Here is a 16,825-nt window from a genome sequence, read left to right as displayed (position 1 = left end):
GGGCGGCGATCTGCGCGCGCGCATGCCGCCCGCGCTGGCCGCCCGCGCCGACGAGCTGGGCCATCTGGCGCGCGACTTCGACAGCATGGCGGCGCGGCTGGAGGCGCTGGTCAGATCGCGCGAACGGATGCTGCGCAATATCGCGCATGAACTGCGTTCCCCGCTGGCACGGCTGCAGGTCTCCAGCGAACTGGCCAGGCGTGACGATGGCCGGCTGTCGGTGCAACTCGATCGGATCGAGCGCGAGATCGAGCGGCTCGATGGACTGGTCGCGCATACGCTGACGCTGGCCCGGCTCGGCGCCAAGGGCCTGCCGTTGCAGCCGCTGGAACTGGTCGGCGTGGTGCAGGCCGTGGTCGAGGACGCGCGCTTCGAAGCCGCGGCACGCGGCGTCTCGATCGAATGGACCGCACCGCCGCCCGCGATGGTGATGGGCGATCGCGTGCGCCTGGCCAGCGCGATCGACAACGTGCTGCGCAACGCGATCCGGCACACCGATCCGGACGCGCCGATTCGCGTGACGCTGCGCACCGCGGGCGATCGCCTCGAACTCGATATCGTCGATGGCGGCCCGGGCGTGCCGCCCGACGCGCTGCCGCACCTGTTCGAGCCCTTCTATCGGGTACGCGACGACGGACGGCCCGATGGCGAAGGGTCGGGGCTTGGGTTGAGCATCGCGATGGCCAGCATCGCCGCGCACGGCGGCGGCATCGCGGCCCGCAATGCGTTGCCACACGGGCTGTGGGTCGGCATGTGGCTGCCGCGGGCGATGGCGCAGGCGAGCGCGCCAACGAGACGGGCCGCGGCGTGAGCGCACGGCGCTGGTGTTCTCCCTCTCACCACCGGGCAGCGGGTTGAGGAGAAGGGCAACGGCGCCGGCATGGCGGCCGCGCTTGCCCTCTCGCATGAGCGCGCCACCTGCAACGCGGTGGTGTTCTCCCTCTCCCCATCGGGGAGAGGGTTGGGGAGAGGGGCAACGGCGCCGGCATGGCGGCCGCGCTTGCCCTCTCCCCCAGCCCCTCTCCCGCAAGCGGGAGAGGGGTGCAAATAGCGGTTGCTATCCACTCATCGGCTGATCATTCAGGCAGCCGCGGCACCACCTTGCCTGCCGCTTCTCGCGCGTTGGCTCGCGCAGTCTCGACATCGCCATCGTAGGCGAGCGCCACGCCCATGCGGCGCCTGGCGAAGCTCTCCGGCTTGCCGAACAGCCGCAGATCGGTGCGCGGCACGCGCAGCGCCTCGTCGACGCCGTCGAACACCACGCCCTGGCCTTCCACGCCGCCATAGATCACCGCGCTCGCGCCCGGGCTCTTCAGCGCGGTATCGACCGGCAGGCCCAGAATCGCGCGCGCATGCAGTTCGAACTCGCTCTGCCACTGCGTGATCATCGTCACCATGCCGGTGTCGTGCGGGCGCGGGCTGACCTCGCTGAACCAGACCTGCTCGCCCTTGACGAACAGCTCGACGCCGAACAGGCCCTGCCCGCCGAGATCGCCGGTCACCGCGCGGGCGATCTCGCGCGCCTTCTGCAGCGCGGCGGGATGCATTGGATGCGGCTGCCAGCTCTCGACGTAATCGCCGGCCTGCTGCAGATGGCCGATCGGCTCGCAGAAATGCGTCTCGATGTTGCCGTCGGCACCGCGGGCACGCACGGTCAGCAGCGTGATCTCGTAGTCGAAATCGATGAAGCCTTCGACGATCACGCGGCCGTGGCTGACGCGCCCGCCCGCCATCGCGTATTCCCACGCGCGCTCGACATCCTGCGGACCGTCGAGCTTGCTCTGGCCCTTGCCCGAGCTGCTCATCACCGGCTTGACCACGCACGGATAGCCGATGCCGCCGTCGATGGCCTCGCGCAGTTCCTGCAGCGAATCGCAGAAGCGATACGGGCTGGTCGGCAGGCCCAGCGTTTCGGCCGCGAGCCGGCGAATGCCCTCGCGGTCCATGGTCAACCGCGCGGCGCGGGCGGTCGGAATCACGCGGACCGTGCCGGCCGCCTCGAGCGCCTCGAGCATCGGCGTGGCGATCGCCTCGATCTCGGGCACCACCAGGTCGGGCCGCTCGGCCTCGATCAGCGCCTTCAGCTGTTCGGGGTCGCTCATGGCGATGGTGCGCGCGTGATGCGCGACCTGCTGGCCCGGCGCGTTCTCGTAGCGGTCGACCGCGATGGTTTCGACACCGAGACGCTGCAGGGCGATCAGCACTTCCTTGCCGAGCTCTCCGGAGCCGAGCAGCATCACTTTGGTGGCACGGGGGGACAGCGGCGTTCCTAGCGTGGTCATGGGAGCGAGAGAGTCAAGAGTCAGCGCGCAAGCGGAAGGCGGGTATTGTACCGGGGCGCTGCCGGCGCCGGCCCGAACCGGCGCTGCAAGCGAAGCGGGCCGGGCCTGCTCGCACAGGACCCGGCCCGCCCCTTCACTGCCGCGCTAACGCGCCGCTGTCACGGCCGGAACGTATCGCCCAGCACCACGCCCTCGCGCCGCGGATCGGCACCGCCGACCAGCGCCGGCGCCCCACCGATCGTTTCACGCACGATCGCGGACAGGCCGCTGGACTGGTTGCCCACGCTGACGTTGTGGCCCAGATTGCGCAGACCCTTGACCAGCGGGTCGTTGTCGCCCGGCAGTCCGCCTTGCGGCGTGCTGGTATCGACGTTCGGATGCTCGCCGCCGACGATCATCGTCGCGTTGTTCGAACCGAAGTCGATCATCGACACCGCCTGCTGCGCGTCCATCTTCCAGTCGAGCACGCCGACCAGCGTCTTGGCGACGTACTGGATGATGGTGGCACCGCCCGGCGAACCGGTGGTCATCTTGAAGTCGCCGCGGCTGCCGTCGCCCTTGCGCTCGAACACCAGCGTCGGCGACATCGAGCTGCGCGGCCGCTTCAGCGGCTGCACGCGGTTGGCGATCTGCGCACCGTTCGCATCGACCGGCTCCGCGCTGAAATCGGTCAGCTCGTTGTTCAGCAGGAAGCCGCCGGTCATGTGGTACGAGCCCAGTCCCGATTCGATCGTCGTCGTCATCGCCACCACGTTGCCGTACTTGTCGACCAGAGACAGATGCGTGGTGCCGCGCTCGGCGATGATCGGCGCCCCCATCGGCGCCCCGCCGAAGTTGCCGGCGGGCACGGGCCGCGGCATCGCCGCGGTCAGGCTGATCATGCCGGCGCGCTGGGCCAGATAGCTCTTGTTGAGCATCGTGTCCGGGCTGCCGCCGGGCAGCGGCACGAAGTCGGTGTCGGCCACGTACTGGTTCCGATCGGCATAGGCCAGGTTGCCGGCCTCGCCGACCAGATGCACGCCGGTGACGCTGGGCTTGCCGCCGTTCTGGTCCATGCTGGTCGGCGCATGGCTGGCCATGTCGAAGTTCTCCAGGATGCCGAGGATCTGGCCGACCGCGATGCCGCCCGACGACGGGGGCGGCATGCCGCAGATCTCGTATTGCCGGTAGGTGGTGCAGACCGGCTCGCGCTTCTTCGCCTGGTAGTTGGCAAGGTCGTCGAGCGTGGTCACGCCCGGCGTGGTGCCGCCGTCGTACGTCGTGCGGATCTTGTCGACGATCGCGCGCGCGATCGGCCCGTCCTTGTAGAACGCATCGGCCCCGCCCTCGGCCACCGCGGTGAAGGTCTGCGCCAGCGCCGGATTCTTCAGGATCGTATTGACCGCGCGCGGCGTGCCGTCCGGGTTCAGGAAGTAGGCAGCCATCTCCGGATCGCGCTTGATGTTCTGCACGGTGGTCGCGCTGGAGATCGACGCGGCCATGCGCGGTGGAATCGCAAAGCCGTCGGTGGCCAGCTTGATTGCCGGCGAGAACAGCTCCTTCCACGTCTTCTTGCCGTAGTCGCGATGGGCGAGTTCGAGCACGCGCAAGGTGCCCGGCGTGCCGATCGAGCGGCCGCTGCGCACGGCATTGGGCAGCGGCGGGGTCTGGTCGGTCGAGGACTTCCAGCGCAGATAGTTCTCGTCGGCCCCGGCCGGCGCGGTCTCGCGGCCGTCGTAGGCAATGACCTTCTTGGTCTGCGCGTCGTAATGCATGATGAAGGCGCCGCCGCCGATGCCCGACGATTGCGGTTCGACCAGGTTCAGCACCATCTGCGCGGCCACTGCCGCATCGACGGCAGTGCCGCCGTCCTTCAGGATGTCGCAGGCGACCTTGGTCGACACGGGATTGTTGGTCACTGCCATATAGGTCCTGGCATAGACGGTGCGCTTCGGCGCGTAGCCCGTTGCGACCTCGGGCGCGCCCGGTTCGCCGGGCAGCACGATCACTTCGCCGCCGGTGGTGCCGTTCAGCTCGCAGCCGGCCACCGGCTGCGGAGGCGGCGGCTTGTGGCCATGGTGGTCGTCGTCATCGTCGCCGCCGCACGCGGACAGCAGCAGCGCGGCGGTGGCCATCATCAGCCAGCCGCGTGGGCGTCTGCGCGGCGGGGATGCGGGAATGGCGGGATCGAAGGTCGTGCGCTGTCGCATGGCTGTCTCCTTGTTGTCGGGCACCAGTTGGATGGGCTGGCTCGGTGCCCGGGATGCGAACGCGTCCGCCGGCGCGCATCTGGCGCCGGATCGGCGGCGGTGGGGAACGACAACTACGACGCTAGTACGCGCGGGGCCGCTATGCAATGGTCCTTATCGACGATTTGGCTCGCGGCAAGCTCGCGCTCCGGCGAATTCAGCGCTCGATTCCGCCGCCTGGCTCGGCCATGCGGCGGTGCTGCTCGGCCAGAAGATCGGCCGGTGTCACGTTCGAAATCGCGGCGCGCAGCTTGTTCTGCCAGCCGGTCACGACATCGCCGTCGCCGCGCAGCATCGCCTCGAATCCCTCGCGGGCAACCTCGGCGGGATCGTCCTTTTTTTGCTGGCCCAGGCGCGTGTCGACCATGTCGGCGCGCTCGAAGAAATCGGTCTCGGTCGCGCCCGGCATCAGGCAGGTCACGGTGACCCCGCAATCGCGCAGTTCGTGCCGCAGCGCAAACGAGAACGAATCGAGGAAGGCCTTGGTGGCGTTGTAGACGGCCTGATAGGTGCCCGGCATGAAGCCGGCGATCGAGCCGGTGATCAGGATCCGGCCGGTGCGGCGATCGCGCATGTCGCGGCCGATGCGGTGCAGCAAGTCCAGCGTGCCGGTGACATTGGTCTCCACCACGCGCTGGATATCGCGAAAGTCCTGGTCCAGGAAGGCGCGGCCCAGTCCCCTGCCCGCGTTGGCGCACAGCACGTCGACCGGACGTCCGCGCGTGGCCCCATACAACGCCTCGACGCCGGCCGGATCGGCCAGGTCCACGCACAGCGCATCGACGGCCATGCCGGTATCGCGCAGCGCCACCGCGGCGGTATCGATCGCGGGCTCATCCGCGGCGATCAGCAAATCGTAACCTTGCGTCGCACAACAGCGAGCAAGCTCGAAGCCGATGCCCGACGAGGCACCAGTGACGACGGCAAAGGGACGGACGGCTTGGTTCACGGCGGTCTCCTGATGGCGGCTCTGCGGATGCCGCCGGGCGCAAACGCTGCGCCGGGACGGCATGACCAACCGGGTCATCAAGCAAACTTCGTTCCGCCGGTGGCGGTGCCATGGCACGCCGGCCGCCACGTCGCTCCGGTGGCCGGAATTACAAAGGCGGCAGACCGTGCAGGCAGGTCAGCGGAAATCGCTGAAGCGAATGTCCGGGGCGCTGGTGTTGTGCCGCGACGGCACGGTACGGCCGAAGCGGACATCGCTGGCCTGCCAGTTCGACACCTCGGCGACTGTGGCATCGCGGCGCTGGCCGGCCGGGTCCTGCCACGCCACGCGGCTCATGTCGGCATTGTCCTCGGTCACGTACATCGAGCGCAGCATCGCGAACGGTGCCTGGGCGCGATACGGCGGACTGAAGGCGACGTCGAGCGCGGTGCGCGTGCGGCTGATCTCGCGGATCGCCACCTGTGCCTCGCCGCCGGCCGTAAAGCGCAGGCCGATCGTGCGCTGGCGCGGATCGATATCGATGTGGGCGATATCGACGATCGGCCGCAGATCCTGCTGCACCGGCCCCATCAGGAACGACGATCCGTAGGCGTTGTCGGGCAGGTGAGCGGCCGGCAGCGGCTTGGCGCGCCAGTAGCCGTCCGACGGATAGAGCACCAGCACTTCGGTCTCGACGACCTTGCCCTTGGCGCCCTTGCGCTTGTCGAAGAACTGAATCAGATGGAAACCGCCGTCCTTGCGCCCGCCCACGGTGACCGGCACGCGCTGCGGCCGCCAGAAGCTGTCGAACGTGATGCCCACGATCGCGAGATCCTTGCCGTCATACAGGCGGACCTTGCGCGGCTTGAAGGTGTGGCGCGGATCGGTCGGATGTGGGGTATCGCCGAAATTGCAGCCCGAGAAGTCCGGCGCCGAGCTGTCCTTGCGGATCTTGCCGATATAGGCGGGATGCAGCGCCTCGACGCGGAAGCGCTGGATCGACGGTGCCGACAGCGCGAAGGAGACGTTGTCCTCCTCGGCGCAGGTGGTCGGCGTGGTCAGATTGCGGACCTCGACCGCGGCCGGGACGGGGTCGGTCGACGCGGGCGGCGTGGGGGCTTGCGCGAAGGCTGGGGCAGTCAGCAGGCTGAACAGCAGGGCCGGGAGCAGACGAAACGGGCGGATCTGGCGAGTCTGACGACGTGGCATGCGTTGGTGGGTTCCTTGGTTGCAAACCCGCGCCGTGCCGGCCGAATGCCTGAATGGTCTTGCATGGCCTGGGCCGGCCGCGCTTCGCAACCCCTAGCGGCGGTCGCCCAGCACGGTCGCGCGGGTGAAGTCTTCGATATTGTCCAGCAGCGCGTCGAGCGCCTCGCCCGCGCCGTCGACATCGCCTTCCGCGATGGCGGCGGCGACACGGGCGTGCAGGCGCGCCATCTCGGGAAGATCCGCGGCCTGCTTGTAGTGAAAATACCAGAAGCGGCGCGACAGCCCATGCATCAGCCGCATCGCACCCTCGGCGAACTCGTTGCGCGCTGCCTGCAGACAGAGCTCGTTGAAACCCGCATCGGCGCGCACGAACGCGACTTCGTCCCCTTTCTTGACGGCGCGCTCGAACTCGGCGGCAAGGCGCCGGAAGGCCTGGCGCTCCTCGACCGTGGCACGGCGAGCCGCGCTGCGGCAGATCAACCGCTCAACCTCGCGCCGCGTCTCCAGCAGCCGCAATTGCTTGGCCACGTCGATCGGCGGAATCAGCAGGCCGCGCTGCGGCAGCACCACGATCAGATGCTCGCGCGCCAGCCGCTGAATCGCCTCGCGGATCGGCGTGCGGCCGATACCGGTCATCTCGCTCAACTGGAATTCGGAGACCGACGATCCAGGCGCAAGCTGCAGCGTGACGATCGCTTCCTCGATCCACCGATAGGCCTGGTCCGTCAGCCGCCCCCGCGGCCCGGCCCCGTTCTCGCTGCCGTCATCCTCGACATGGGCCGCCGCCCGCCTGACTGTCGCCGCTTTCTTGACCATTGACGTCGTTTGCATGTTTGACGAATGCAAATTGTATATGAGTCATTTTGCGTGCGAGCGGGAAACCCGGCAGCGATATCGCCGCGACGTTCAGCGACGCAAGCCAAGCGCCCGCAGCCAGGCATCGACCTGTCCGAACGCATCCTGCTGCCACTGTTCGGGCGTCCGGTCGCGCAGGACATCGGTATCCTCGACAAACCTTCGCACACAGGTCGGCCCGAAGCCCTCTACCGTATCGAACTTGCGCGCGATGCAATCGAAGCCGATCGTGCCACTCGGGTGATCGAGCAATGGACGGCAAGCCTGGGCGAGCGCCTCGGGTCCTCCGGGGTAGTTGCGGATGCAGTAATAGATGTCGTAGGCATCCTTCTGTTTGTAGCGCCCGGCTAGCGCATGCCCCTTCATCGCAAGCAGCGCCGGAATCGAGCACACCGCAATTTCCACGCGATTGGTCCCGCCAGTCGGCATCGGTCCTGCAATCGCCACCATCTGGTAGAAGCGCAGCGCGAGATCCGTGCCGTCGGCACGCTGTACCGCAAAGTCGCTGATCAACGGCGGAACGTTCTTCGCGATCTCGGCATCCCGCGGCATCAGGAAATCGACGATGACATCGATCGGCGGGCCGTCGTCCATTGCAGGAACCTCGCGCACCAATTGAAAGCGCCGGAGCGTACGGCGCTTTTCGTATCCGTGCTGCCTCAGCGCGTCGACCAGCGTCGCATACTGGCCGTCGCCCAAGGCCTCGGCATCCAGTCCGAGATCGACGTCCATGGTGCCGACATGCGGCATATCGTCTGTCTTGCCCAGCAACAGCCAGGGCACCGCGCCGCCGACAATGGCGAATTTTCCCTTGAAGCTGCCAAGAATCTGACCGATTTCGATCAGTACCGTCTGGACCGCCGCTGTCGTGCGATCGTCGTAGTCCACCGCGGATTGCGGTTCACCGGATTTCATGTGTGCCAGGCGAGCTGATGTTTCCGCAGATGATCGGCCGCTTCCCTGCCCCGTTCGCCGGCATTCGCGAGGTCGAGGTAGGTCTGAACGGGACTCGTGCAGATGACACCGGGGGCCGGCTCGACCGTATCGCGGAACGGACCATGGTCCTCCAGCGTCATCACCACGGCATTCTCGCCTTTCAATGCCGGTGACAATTTCAACGCCGAGCGCAGTTGTTCGAGTCCCGCCTCGTCGGCATAGAAATACTGCGTCGCCGTGCGGGCATAGGGGGCTAGCCATTGCGCCGCCGAGAATGAGGCAAGCGTCATCAGGCCGGTCCGCGTCCGCATCGCATCTCGTACCGCATGCTCGAGCGCACTGCCATGCAGGGGCGTATAGAAACCGTGACGCTTGCCGACCGGCGGCTCGTAGGCGTCGCGCCAGGCATCGAGCAGCGCATCGGGATCGCTCAGGGATAGACCGTCGCGCGAGACCTTCGCCCACTCGCGATCGAGCAAGCCGGCTCGGACATTGCTGGCGTGGCCGAGGCTGATGCCGGCGGCTTCGGCCAGTGCCGTGACGCGCCACGCGCGCCCTGGCTCACGCAGCATTACGCGCAGCATCTGCGCCGACTTCGGCTTGAACAAGGAACGGAGGTCGCGGCGTTCGGCCAACGGCTTGCTTGTCACCGTCCGCTCGATGAAGACGCTGCCGAATACGAGATGAACATTGCCCTCGAGGTCGAGGTAACCCGCATTGTGCTCGCGGCACAAGGCCCGCGCTGCGGCGGAGAGATACGGTGCAATCAGCACTGGCGTCGCGTCGTCCCGACCGCCAACCGCCGCGAGATGCCGAAGCTCCAGCAATGCGGCTCGCACATGGCGGGGTTGGCCGCTTGTGACAACGCGACAGACCAGCGTATGGCACCGGTCCTCGACGCAAATGTCGGCGACGACGCCCGGCCCCATGTCTTCGGGAAAGGCGGTCGCCAACTCGAGGCGTTCGATCACTGGCACCTGCCGCAATAGCGTGCGCAACGCGGTCGCCTCGCGTTCAAGTGCCGGGGTCGCTACTTCGGTGAACGTCATCTGATGGCAGTGGCGTTTCTGAACAATCGATGTGCGCGATTTTCACTGAAACAGGCCATTTCAGCAAATGCTGAAAGTGCCCGTTTCAGTGAAAATTCGTATGGCGCCGATGCAGACAGTCCACTGGCCCCGTCCCTTGCCGACTATCCGCTTGCCTTCCTGCCATTCTGTACACTACTATGATCCATCTAATATATTAGATGTACAGGAGACACCATGGCGGCAGACTCCATGGACGTGATCGAAGTCGGCAGCGGGCCGTTGTGCGTGGTGGCGCTGCACGGCATCCAGGGGACGCGCGCGGCGTGGTTGCCGGTGGCGCAACGGTTGAGCCCGCTCTGCACCTTCGTGCTGCCGAATCTGCAGGGACGAGGGGCGGCGCCGCGGCCGGCGACGGCCGGCGGGTACACGTTGGAGCGCTATGCGGCCGCGGTACGCGAGGTCGTGGAACGGCATGTCGGTGGGCGTCCCTTCGTGCTGGCGGGATGGAGCATGGGGGTGTCGGTAGCGCTGCAGTACGCGGACCGTTACCGCGACAGCGGTGGCGAGGCACGCTCGCCGCTCGCGCTGTGGTTGCTGTCCGGGTCGCCTGCCTTGTGCGAGACGCGCTGGTTCAGCGCCGGCGATGGTGCGGCGCTGCGCGACGAGATTGCCGCGCGCGAACGTCGCCTGGGGTTGAGCGAGGCAGCCGACCACGCCGCCGTCGCGCTGACGTGGCAGGCGATCCGGCAGACCGATCAGCGTCCGCGCCTGGCTACGCTGCCGATGCCGACCTTGGTCCTTCATGGCGGCGATGACGACGACTGCCCCTGGCCCCATGCGCAGGCGCTGGCAAATGGATTGCCCGCCGGCCGTCTGGCCACCATCGAACGCGCCGGCCATGGCCTGCTGACCGGTCATGCCGATGCGGTCTGCGAGTTCGCCTCGCCGTGGCTGCGACAACTCGCCGACTCGATCCACACCGGGGACACGCCTGCCCCCTCTCCGTCCATCTCCCTGGAGCTGCCATGAGAATCGAAGACCTGGTCTACTTCTGCGCGCCGGCGCGTCTGGTCGTCGGCGCCGGTACGCGCGCGCAATTGCCGGCGCTGTTGCAGCGGCTCGGCCATCGTCACGGCGTGCTGGTCACCGATCCCTTTTTCACCGAGCGCACGCCGTGGGCCGCCGAATACGTCGAGGCCGCGCGTGCGGCCGGCATCGACACAGTGGTCTACGACGGCGGCATGCCCGATCCGAGCACGACGCTGTGCGACGAGGCCACGCTGGCCCTGCGCGCGCGGCTCGGTGGCCGTGTTCCCGATCATCTGGTCGCGCTGGGCGGCGGCAGCAATATCGACCTTGCCAAGGCCTTGAGCCTGACGCTGCTGGAAGGCCGGCCTGTGCGCGAGTTCGCCGGTGCGTTGCCCGCCGGCACGCGGCCGATACCGCTGGTCGCGCTGCCGACCACGTCCGGCACCGGTTCCGAGGCGACCCCCGGCGCGATCCTCGTCGACCCCGACAACGCGACCAAGATCGCGGTGATGGACAACGCGCTGCGCCCGCAGATCGCGCTGATCGATCCCGAGTTCACCTACACCTGTCCGCCGCGCGTCACCGCGGATGCCGGCATCGATGCGCTGACGCATGCGATCGAGTCGTACCTGACCGTGGACAGCGCGGCTTACCCGCGGCAAGGCAACGCCGATCCCGGCTATAGCGGCCGCTCGGCGCTGACGATGCTGTTCGCCCGCGAGTCGATCGCGCTGTGCAGCCGCTACCTGCTGCGCGCCTATCGCGACAGCGGCAACGTCGGCGACGGCCGCAACGGTGCAGCCGGCGGCCGCGATATCGAAGCGCGAATCGGCATGTCCTATGCCAGCCTCTACGCCGCGTTGTCCTATGGCAGTGCCGGCCTGAACGCGGTGCATGGCATCGCCTACGCCGTCGCGGGCCTGACCCACCGCTCGCATGGCAGTACCAATGCGGTGATGCTGCCCTATGTGCTGGACGCGCTGCGCACCACGCGCGGCGCCGATCTGCTGGCGCTCGCGCCGCTGTTCGGTGTCGACGCTGACAGCGACGCCGAGCGCATCGCCGGCGTGCCGCTGGCCGTGCGGGACCTGATCGACGCGCTCGGCATTCCGTCGAATCTGCAGGCCTTCGGTGTGCCGCGCGACGCGCTGCCCGCTCTGACGCGCGACGCATTGGGCGTCACGCGGCTGGCACAGGCGTTTCCCGTCGACGACCTGCCGGGCACCTATGCGCGCGTCATCGAGCACGCGTGGCGCGGCGAACTCGCCGCCCACGACGCCGCCTCGGGCTCCCGCCGGGCGGCTTAGGGCAAATCCCGAGCCTCGTCCGCCAGGCCGCGCCAGATAACGCTTCCCGGGCAAGAACACGGCGCCCCGAACGTCAACGCGGCACCTCATCCCCTGTGCGCAGTTTGCATACGTATAGCATCCATCTAATATATTAGCCAGACCGCCAACAGGCGGCCCCACGACAAAGACAGGAGACAACCATGGACATGTCGGCAGGCAGTGTGGCGCTGACCCCCGGAGTCGCGGCGCGGCTCGAGCGCCTTCCCATGACCCGCTATCAGCGCACCTTGTTCGGCATCATCGCCACCGCGTGGTTCTTCGATTCGATGGACCTCGGCATGATGACCTTCGTGCTCGGCTCGATCAAAGCCGAGTTCGGCCTGAGCGCGGCGCAGACCGGCCTGCTCGCCAGCTCCAGCTTTCTGGGCATGTTTGCCGGCGCCGCGGTGGCCGGCATGCTGGCCGACCGCTTCGGCCGCAAGCCGGTGTTCCAGGTCAGCATGATCTTCTGGGGCGTGGGTAGCCTGATGTGCGGGCTGGCGGACAGCGTGACCTCGCTGATGCTGTACCGTGTGCTGCTCGGCTTCGGCATGGGCATGGAATTTCCGATCGGGCTGTCGATGGTGTCCGAGATCGTGCCGGCCAGGAGCCGCGGCAAGTATGTCGCGATCCTGGAGGGCTTCTGGCCGATCGGCTTTATCGCGGCGGGATTGCTGGCGTATCTGACGTTGCCGGTAATCGGCTGGCGCGGCATTTTCATCGCGATGGCGTTTCCCGCGGCGTTCGTCTTCGTGGTGCGGCGGATGGTGCCGGAATCCCCGCGCTGGCTCGAAGGGGCGGGACGGCAACGCGAGGCCGAGGCCGTGATGGCCGGCATCGAGGCACGCGTGGAGCGCGCCAGCGGCAAGCCGTTGCCAGAAGTCCAACAGGGCTTCGCGCCGGCCGCGGTCCACGATCGCAAGACGATGTTCGGCGAGCTGTGGAAAGGCCCGTACGCCAGACGCACCGTGATGCTGTGGGGCGTGTGGTTCTTCGCACTGCTCGGCTACTACGGCCTGACCACCTGGCTCGGCGCGCTGCTGCAGCAGGCCGGCTACGCGGTGACCAAGTCGGTGCTGTACACCGTCTATATCTCGCTGGCCGGCATTCCCGGCTTCATCTTCTCGGCGTGGCTGCTGGAAAAATGGGGGCGCAAGCCGACCTGCGCGCTGATGCTGCTCGGCAGCGCCGCGTCCGCCTATCTGTACGGACAGGCCGCGGTGCTGAAGCTGCCGGTCGAACAGCTGATCGCCGCCGGGCTCTGCATGCAGTTCTTCCTGTTCGGCATGTGGTCCGTGCTGTATGCCTACACGCCCGAGCTGTATCCGACGCGCTCCCGTGCAACCGGTTCGGGCTTCGCCTCGTCGATCGGCCGCATCGGCTCGCTGGTGGGCCCGTATCTGGTTGGCGTGCTGCTGCCCGTCACAGGCCAGGGCGGCATCTTCACGCTGGGCGCGCTGTCGTTCGCGATCGCCGCGATCGCCGTGCTGTGGCTCGGCATCGAGACCAAGGGCCGGTGCCTGGAGGAAGTGTCCAGCTGAACAAACCTGCCATGTCGTTTCCGCGAAAGCGGGAACCCAGCGTTTCGAAACGTCACTGGGTCCCCGCCTTCGCGGGGACGACGGTGTCCGCACGGCCCTCCATTCGAGGGCCGTTTGCTTGATGGGTTGCTTGATGGCCGGCCTGACGTACCGCGCCGAAAAACCGTTTGACACATTTCCATATACCACTAATATATTAGTACGATGTCAGTTCGGCATAGACAGGAGACAACATCATGATGAGCGAACGCCAACGCAAATTCCGCGAGCAATACAAGGCCGATATCAGCCCGCTATACAACGGCCTGCTGCATATCGGCGTGATCTTTGCCGCCGGCATCGCCGCGCTCTATTACTGCGCGACGCGGCTGGAGAACGCGACGTGGGAATGGCTGCTGGTGTTGCCGGTTTTTCTTGCCGGCAACCTGGTCGAATGGTTCATGCACAAGTACGTGATGCATCGGCGCATCGACGTGTTCGCGCTGCGCGCGATCTACGAGCGGCACACTCGCCAGCATCACCAGTACTTCACCGATAACGAGCCGACCATCGACACCACGCGCGAATTCCGCATCGTGTTCTTCCCCTGGCGCGTGCTGATCACGCTGGGTGTCGGTGGCGGCCTGCTCGGCTATCTGGCCTATCTGCTGATCAATGCCAACGCCGCCTATATCGTCTTCATGACGATGGTCGGCCACTACCTGGTCTACGAGGTGTTCCACTACTGCTGCCATGTCCATGACAACTGGTTCGTGCGCAAGATGCCGTTCATCAACACGATCCGCCGGCACCATACCGCGCACCACAACCAGGGAATCATGATGCACTACAACATGAACCTGACCTTCCCGATCGCCGACTGGCTGATGGGCACCAGCGATCTGCGCCGCGGCCTGCTCGGCCACCTGTTCAACGGCTACAGCGAGGCGCATATCAAGGAGGAACTGAAGCCGATCATCCGCAAGTTCCGCCACGACGATTCCCGCGTGACCCTGGACGGTCCGCAGCTGACCGAGGATGAACGGCGCGCGATGGCGGCCTGACAGCGGACCGCCTTCCCTCGAGCAATGGCCGGGATTCACGTCCCGGCCATCGCTTTTGATGGCCACCCGGTGTCGGACTTCGTTCCGTACTGCCTGCCCCGAAACCCAAACGATGGCTTGACACTTCAGCCCGGCAGCGGCAATCATCAAACCCGCTGGACCTTCGCTGAACCCGCTTCCCGTCATGCCAATGGGCGCTGCCACGGCCGAATACCAGTTCAAGCCGCACGAGCGGCCCACCATTCCGGGCTCTCCCGCGACGCCCGATCATCCGACGCCACGGCGCGTCGGCTATTTCTGTGTCGGCGTGCTGATCGGCCTGACCGCCGGCTTCGGCAACGCGCTGGTGATCGCCAACCTGAACAATATCCAGGGGGTGTTCGGCCTCTACAGCGATCAGGCGGCCTGGCTGTCGACGGTCTACGTGATGACCAACGTCTGCGCCAGCATGCTGCTGATCAAGTTCCGGCAGCAATACGGCCTGCAGCATTTCGCCCGGCTGTTCCTGCTGGGCTATGTCGTCATCACGCTCGCCCACATCTTCGTCCATACCTTCGAAACGGCGCTGCTGGTGCGTGCGGCCAATGGCATCGCGGCCAGCGGCCTGAGCACGCTGGCGCTGTACTACATGATCCAGTCGATGCCGGCGGCGCACCGGCTCAAGGGGATCGTGCTGGGCATCGGCGTGCCGCAACTGGCCACGCCGCTGGCCCGCGTCCTCACCTCCGGCATGCTCGAAGCCGGCAACTGGAAGGCGCTGTATCTGTTCGAACTCGGCCTGGCGCTGCTGTCGCTGGTCGCGGTGGCGCTGCTGCGGCTGCCCCCGAGCGAGCGCATCCGCGCCTTCGAGAAGCTCGATTTCCTGACCTTCGCGCTGTTCGCGCCAGGCATGGCGCTGTTGTGCGCGGTACTGAGCCAGGGCCGCATCCTGTGGTGGACCGAGGCCGCCTGGCTCGGCTATGCGCTGTGCGGCGCGGTCGCGCTGATCACCGCGGCCCTGTGGATCGAACACAACCGTGCCAACCCGCTGCTGAACACGCGCTGGCTGAGCAGTCGCGCAATGCTGCGCTTCGCGCTGGTGGCGATCGCCGTGCGCGTGCTGCTGTCGGAGCAGGCCTACGGCGCGGTCGGCCTGCTGACGGCGCTGGGCATGGGCAACGACCAGCTGGTTCCGCTGTACGTCGTGGTCTCGTTGGCGACCATCGCCGGCCTGGCCGTCAGCGCGCTGACGGTCAACCCGCTGAATCTCGAGCGGCCGATCCGCATTTCCCTGCTGTTGATCGCGATCGGCGCCTTCATGGACGCGCATTCGAACAACCTGACGCGGCCGGCGAACATGTACCTGAGCCAGGCGCTGATCGCGTTCGCCGCGGTCTATTTCATGGGCCCGACGCTGCTGATCGGCATGCTGCGCGCGCTGTCCAGGGGCATGAGCCATATCGTCAGCTTCTCGGCGCTGTTCGGCATCACGCAATCGCTTGGCGGCCTGGCCGGCTCTGCGCTGTTGGGAACGTTCCAGGTCTATCGCGAGAAGTTCCATTCGCATTCGCTGGTGCAGTCGATCACGCTGACCGACCCGCTCGACGCGGCACGCATCCAGGCGCTGGGCGGCGCTTACGGACGCGTGCTGTCCGACCCCACGCTGCGGCAATTCGAAGGCTCGGCGCTGCTGGCGCAGCAGGTCACGCGCGAGGCCAATGTGCTGGCGTTCAACGATGTCTTCCTGATGATCGGCATCATTGCATCGGTGACCTTCGCCTGGCTGCTGGCACTTTATATCCGCGATCGGATTCGCGGCCACAACCCGATGGCCGAGCCGCTCGAAGCGATGGCGAGAATGCGGCAGCGTCAGCAATAGCCGCGACAACAACAACGATATCTGGAGCCACCGGTGACCGACCCAACGCCGCCCCGCGAGCCCGGCCCCACCCCTTCCGCCCAGAAGTCCGGTCAGGCCGAGTCGCACGAGCGCCTGCAGGACCCCGTCGAGGTACCGCAGCAGCCCTCGGCGCCACCGACCGGCTGGTCGCCGCCCAAGGGCACGCGGCGGGCCACCGTGATCGTCGTCGCGATCGCGCTCGCCAGCATCCTGATCATCCTGTACGCATGGGGACTGCCGCCGTTTACGCGCGTGATCCAGGGCACCGACAACGCCTATGTGCGCGGGCAGACGACGGTGATCAGCCCGCAGGTCAGCGGCTACGTCACCGATGTGCCGGTGCGCGACTTTGAGCGTGTCAAGGCCGGCCAGGTGCTGCTGAAGATCGACGACCGCATCTACCGCCAGCGGGTCGAGCAGGCGCGCGCGAATCTGGACACGCAGATCGCGAACCTGAACAACACCGACCAGACGCGCCGCTCGCGCGAGGCCACGGTGCTGGCGCAGCAGGCCAGCCTCGCCAACGCGCAGGCGCA

The 16,825-nt window shown here is 67.0% G+C and carries 14 protein-coding genes; 7 read left to right on the top strand and 7 right to left on the bottom strand.

Annotated elements, in window-relative coordinates; translation table 11 throughout:
• On the top strand, positions 1-811 hold an 811-nt coding region (locus B551_RS23795), incomplete at its 5' end, for an ATP-binding protein (RefSeq protein ID WP_023265157.1).
• Positions 812-1,076: 265 nt separating this feature from the next.
• Here B551_RS23795 and purT read toward each other — a convergent pair.
• The 7 genes from purT to B551_RS23760 form a co-directional block, all read right to left on the bottom strand.
• Positions 1,077-2,282, bottom strand: coding sequence for a formate-dependent phosphoribosylglycinamide formyltransferase (gene purT, locus B551_RS23790; RefSeq protein ID WP_006576985.1), 1,206 nt, complete (start codon positions 2,280-2,282; stop codon positions 1,077-1,079).
• Positions 2,283-2,440: 158 nt separating this feature from the next.
• A complete protein-coding gene (locus tag B551_RS23785; RefSeq protein WP_006576986.1) occupies positions 2,441-4,471 on the bottom strand; it encodes a gamma-glutamyltransferase family protein in 2,031 nt (676 codons plus the stop codon).
• A 196-nt stretch (positions 4,472-4,667) separates the two neighbouring features.
• Entirely contained in the window at positions 4,668-5,459 is a 792-nt protein-coding gene (locus B551_RS23780; protein ID WP_006576987.1) for an SDR family oxidoreductase, read from the bottom strand.
• A gap of 177 nt (positions 5,460-5,636) precedes the next feature.
• Positions 5,637-6,647 (bottom strand): hypothetical protein, encoded by a 1,011-nt coding sequence (locus B551_RS23775; protein WP_006576988.1) that lies wholly within the window; start codon positions 6,645-6,647, stop codon positions 5,637-5,639.
• Between the two features lie 93 nt (positions 6,648-6,740).
• On the bottom strand, positions 6,741-7,463 hold the full coding sequence (locus tag B551_RS23770) for a GntR family transcriptional regulator (protein ID WP_006576989.1): 723 nt from the start codon (positions 7,461-7,463) through the stop codon (positions 6,741-6,743).
• Positions 7,464-7,553: 90 nt separating this feature from the next.
• Positions 7,554-8,417, bottom strand: coding sequence for a nucleotidyl transferase AbiEii/AbiGii toxin family protein (locus tag B551_RS23765; RefSeq protein WP_006576990.1), 864 nt, complete (start codon positions 8,415-8,417; stop codon positions 7,554-7,556).
• A complete protein-coding gene (locus B551_RS23760) occupies positions 8,414-9,487 on the bottom strand; it encodes a type IV toxin-antitoxin system AbiEi family antitoxin (protein ID WP_006576991.1) in 1,074 nt (357 codons plus the stop codon). Before B551_RS23760 ends, B551_RS23765 begins: the two co-directional genes overlap by 4 nt.
• 216 nt (positions 9,488-9,703) lie before the next feature.
• On the opposite strand from B551_RS23760, the gene B551_RS23755 reads away from it, so the two are divergent.
• The 6 genes from B551_RS23755 to B551_RS23730 form a co-directional block, all read left to right on the top strand.
• Positions 9,704-10,498: an alpha/beta fold hydrolase gene (locus B551_RS23755; protein ID WP_253281414.1), complete on the top strand. Its 795-nt coding sequence runs from the start codon at positions 9,704-9,706 to the stop codon at positions 10,496-10,498.
• Positions 10,495-11,805 (top strand): iron-containing alcohol dehydrogenase, encoded by a 1,311-nt coding sequence (locus B551_RS23750; protein ID WP_006576993.1) that lies wholly within the window; start codon positions 10,495-10,497, stop codon positions 11,803-11,805. The genes B551_RS23755 and B551_RS23750 overlap by 4 nt, the downstream gene beginning before the upstream one ends.
• Before the next feature lie 182 nt (positions 11,806-11,987).
• The gene (locus B551_RS23745) at positions 11,988-13,367 is read left to right on the top strand and encodes an MFS transporter (protein WP_006576994.1); all 1,380 of its coding nucleotides are present in this window, start codon (positions 11,988-11,990) and stop codon (positions 13,365-13,367) included.
• Between the two features lie 236 nt (positions 13,368-13,603).
• Entirely contained in the window at positions 13,604-14,410 is an 807-nt protein-coding gene (locus B551_RS23740) for a hypothetical protein (protein WP_006576995.1), read from the top strand.
• A 190-nt stretch (positions 14,411-14,600) separates the two neighbouring features.
• Positions 14,601-16,268 carry an MFS transporter gene (locus tag B551_RS23735; RefSeq protein ID WP_006576996.1) on the top strand — a complete coding sequence of 556 codons (1,668 nt, stop codon included), beginning with the start codon at positions 14,601-14,603 and terminating at the stop codon, positions 16,266-16,268.
• 33 nt (positions 16,269-16,301) lie between these two features.
• The coding region (locus B551_RS23730) for an HlyD family secretion protein (RefSeq protein WP_023265153.1) at positions 16,302-16,825 on the top strand (524 nt) is incomplete at its 3' end.

The organism is Cupriavidus sp. HPC(L), assembly GCF_000307735.3.
Taxonomy (GTDB): Bacteria; Pseudomonadota; Gammaproteobacteria; order Burkholderiales; family Burkholderiaceae; genus Cupriavidus.
This window is presented reverse-complemented; position numbering and strand designations above follow the sequence as displayed.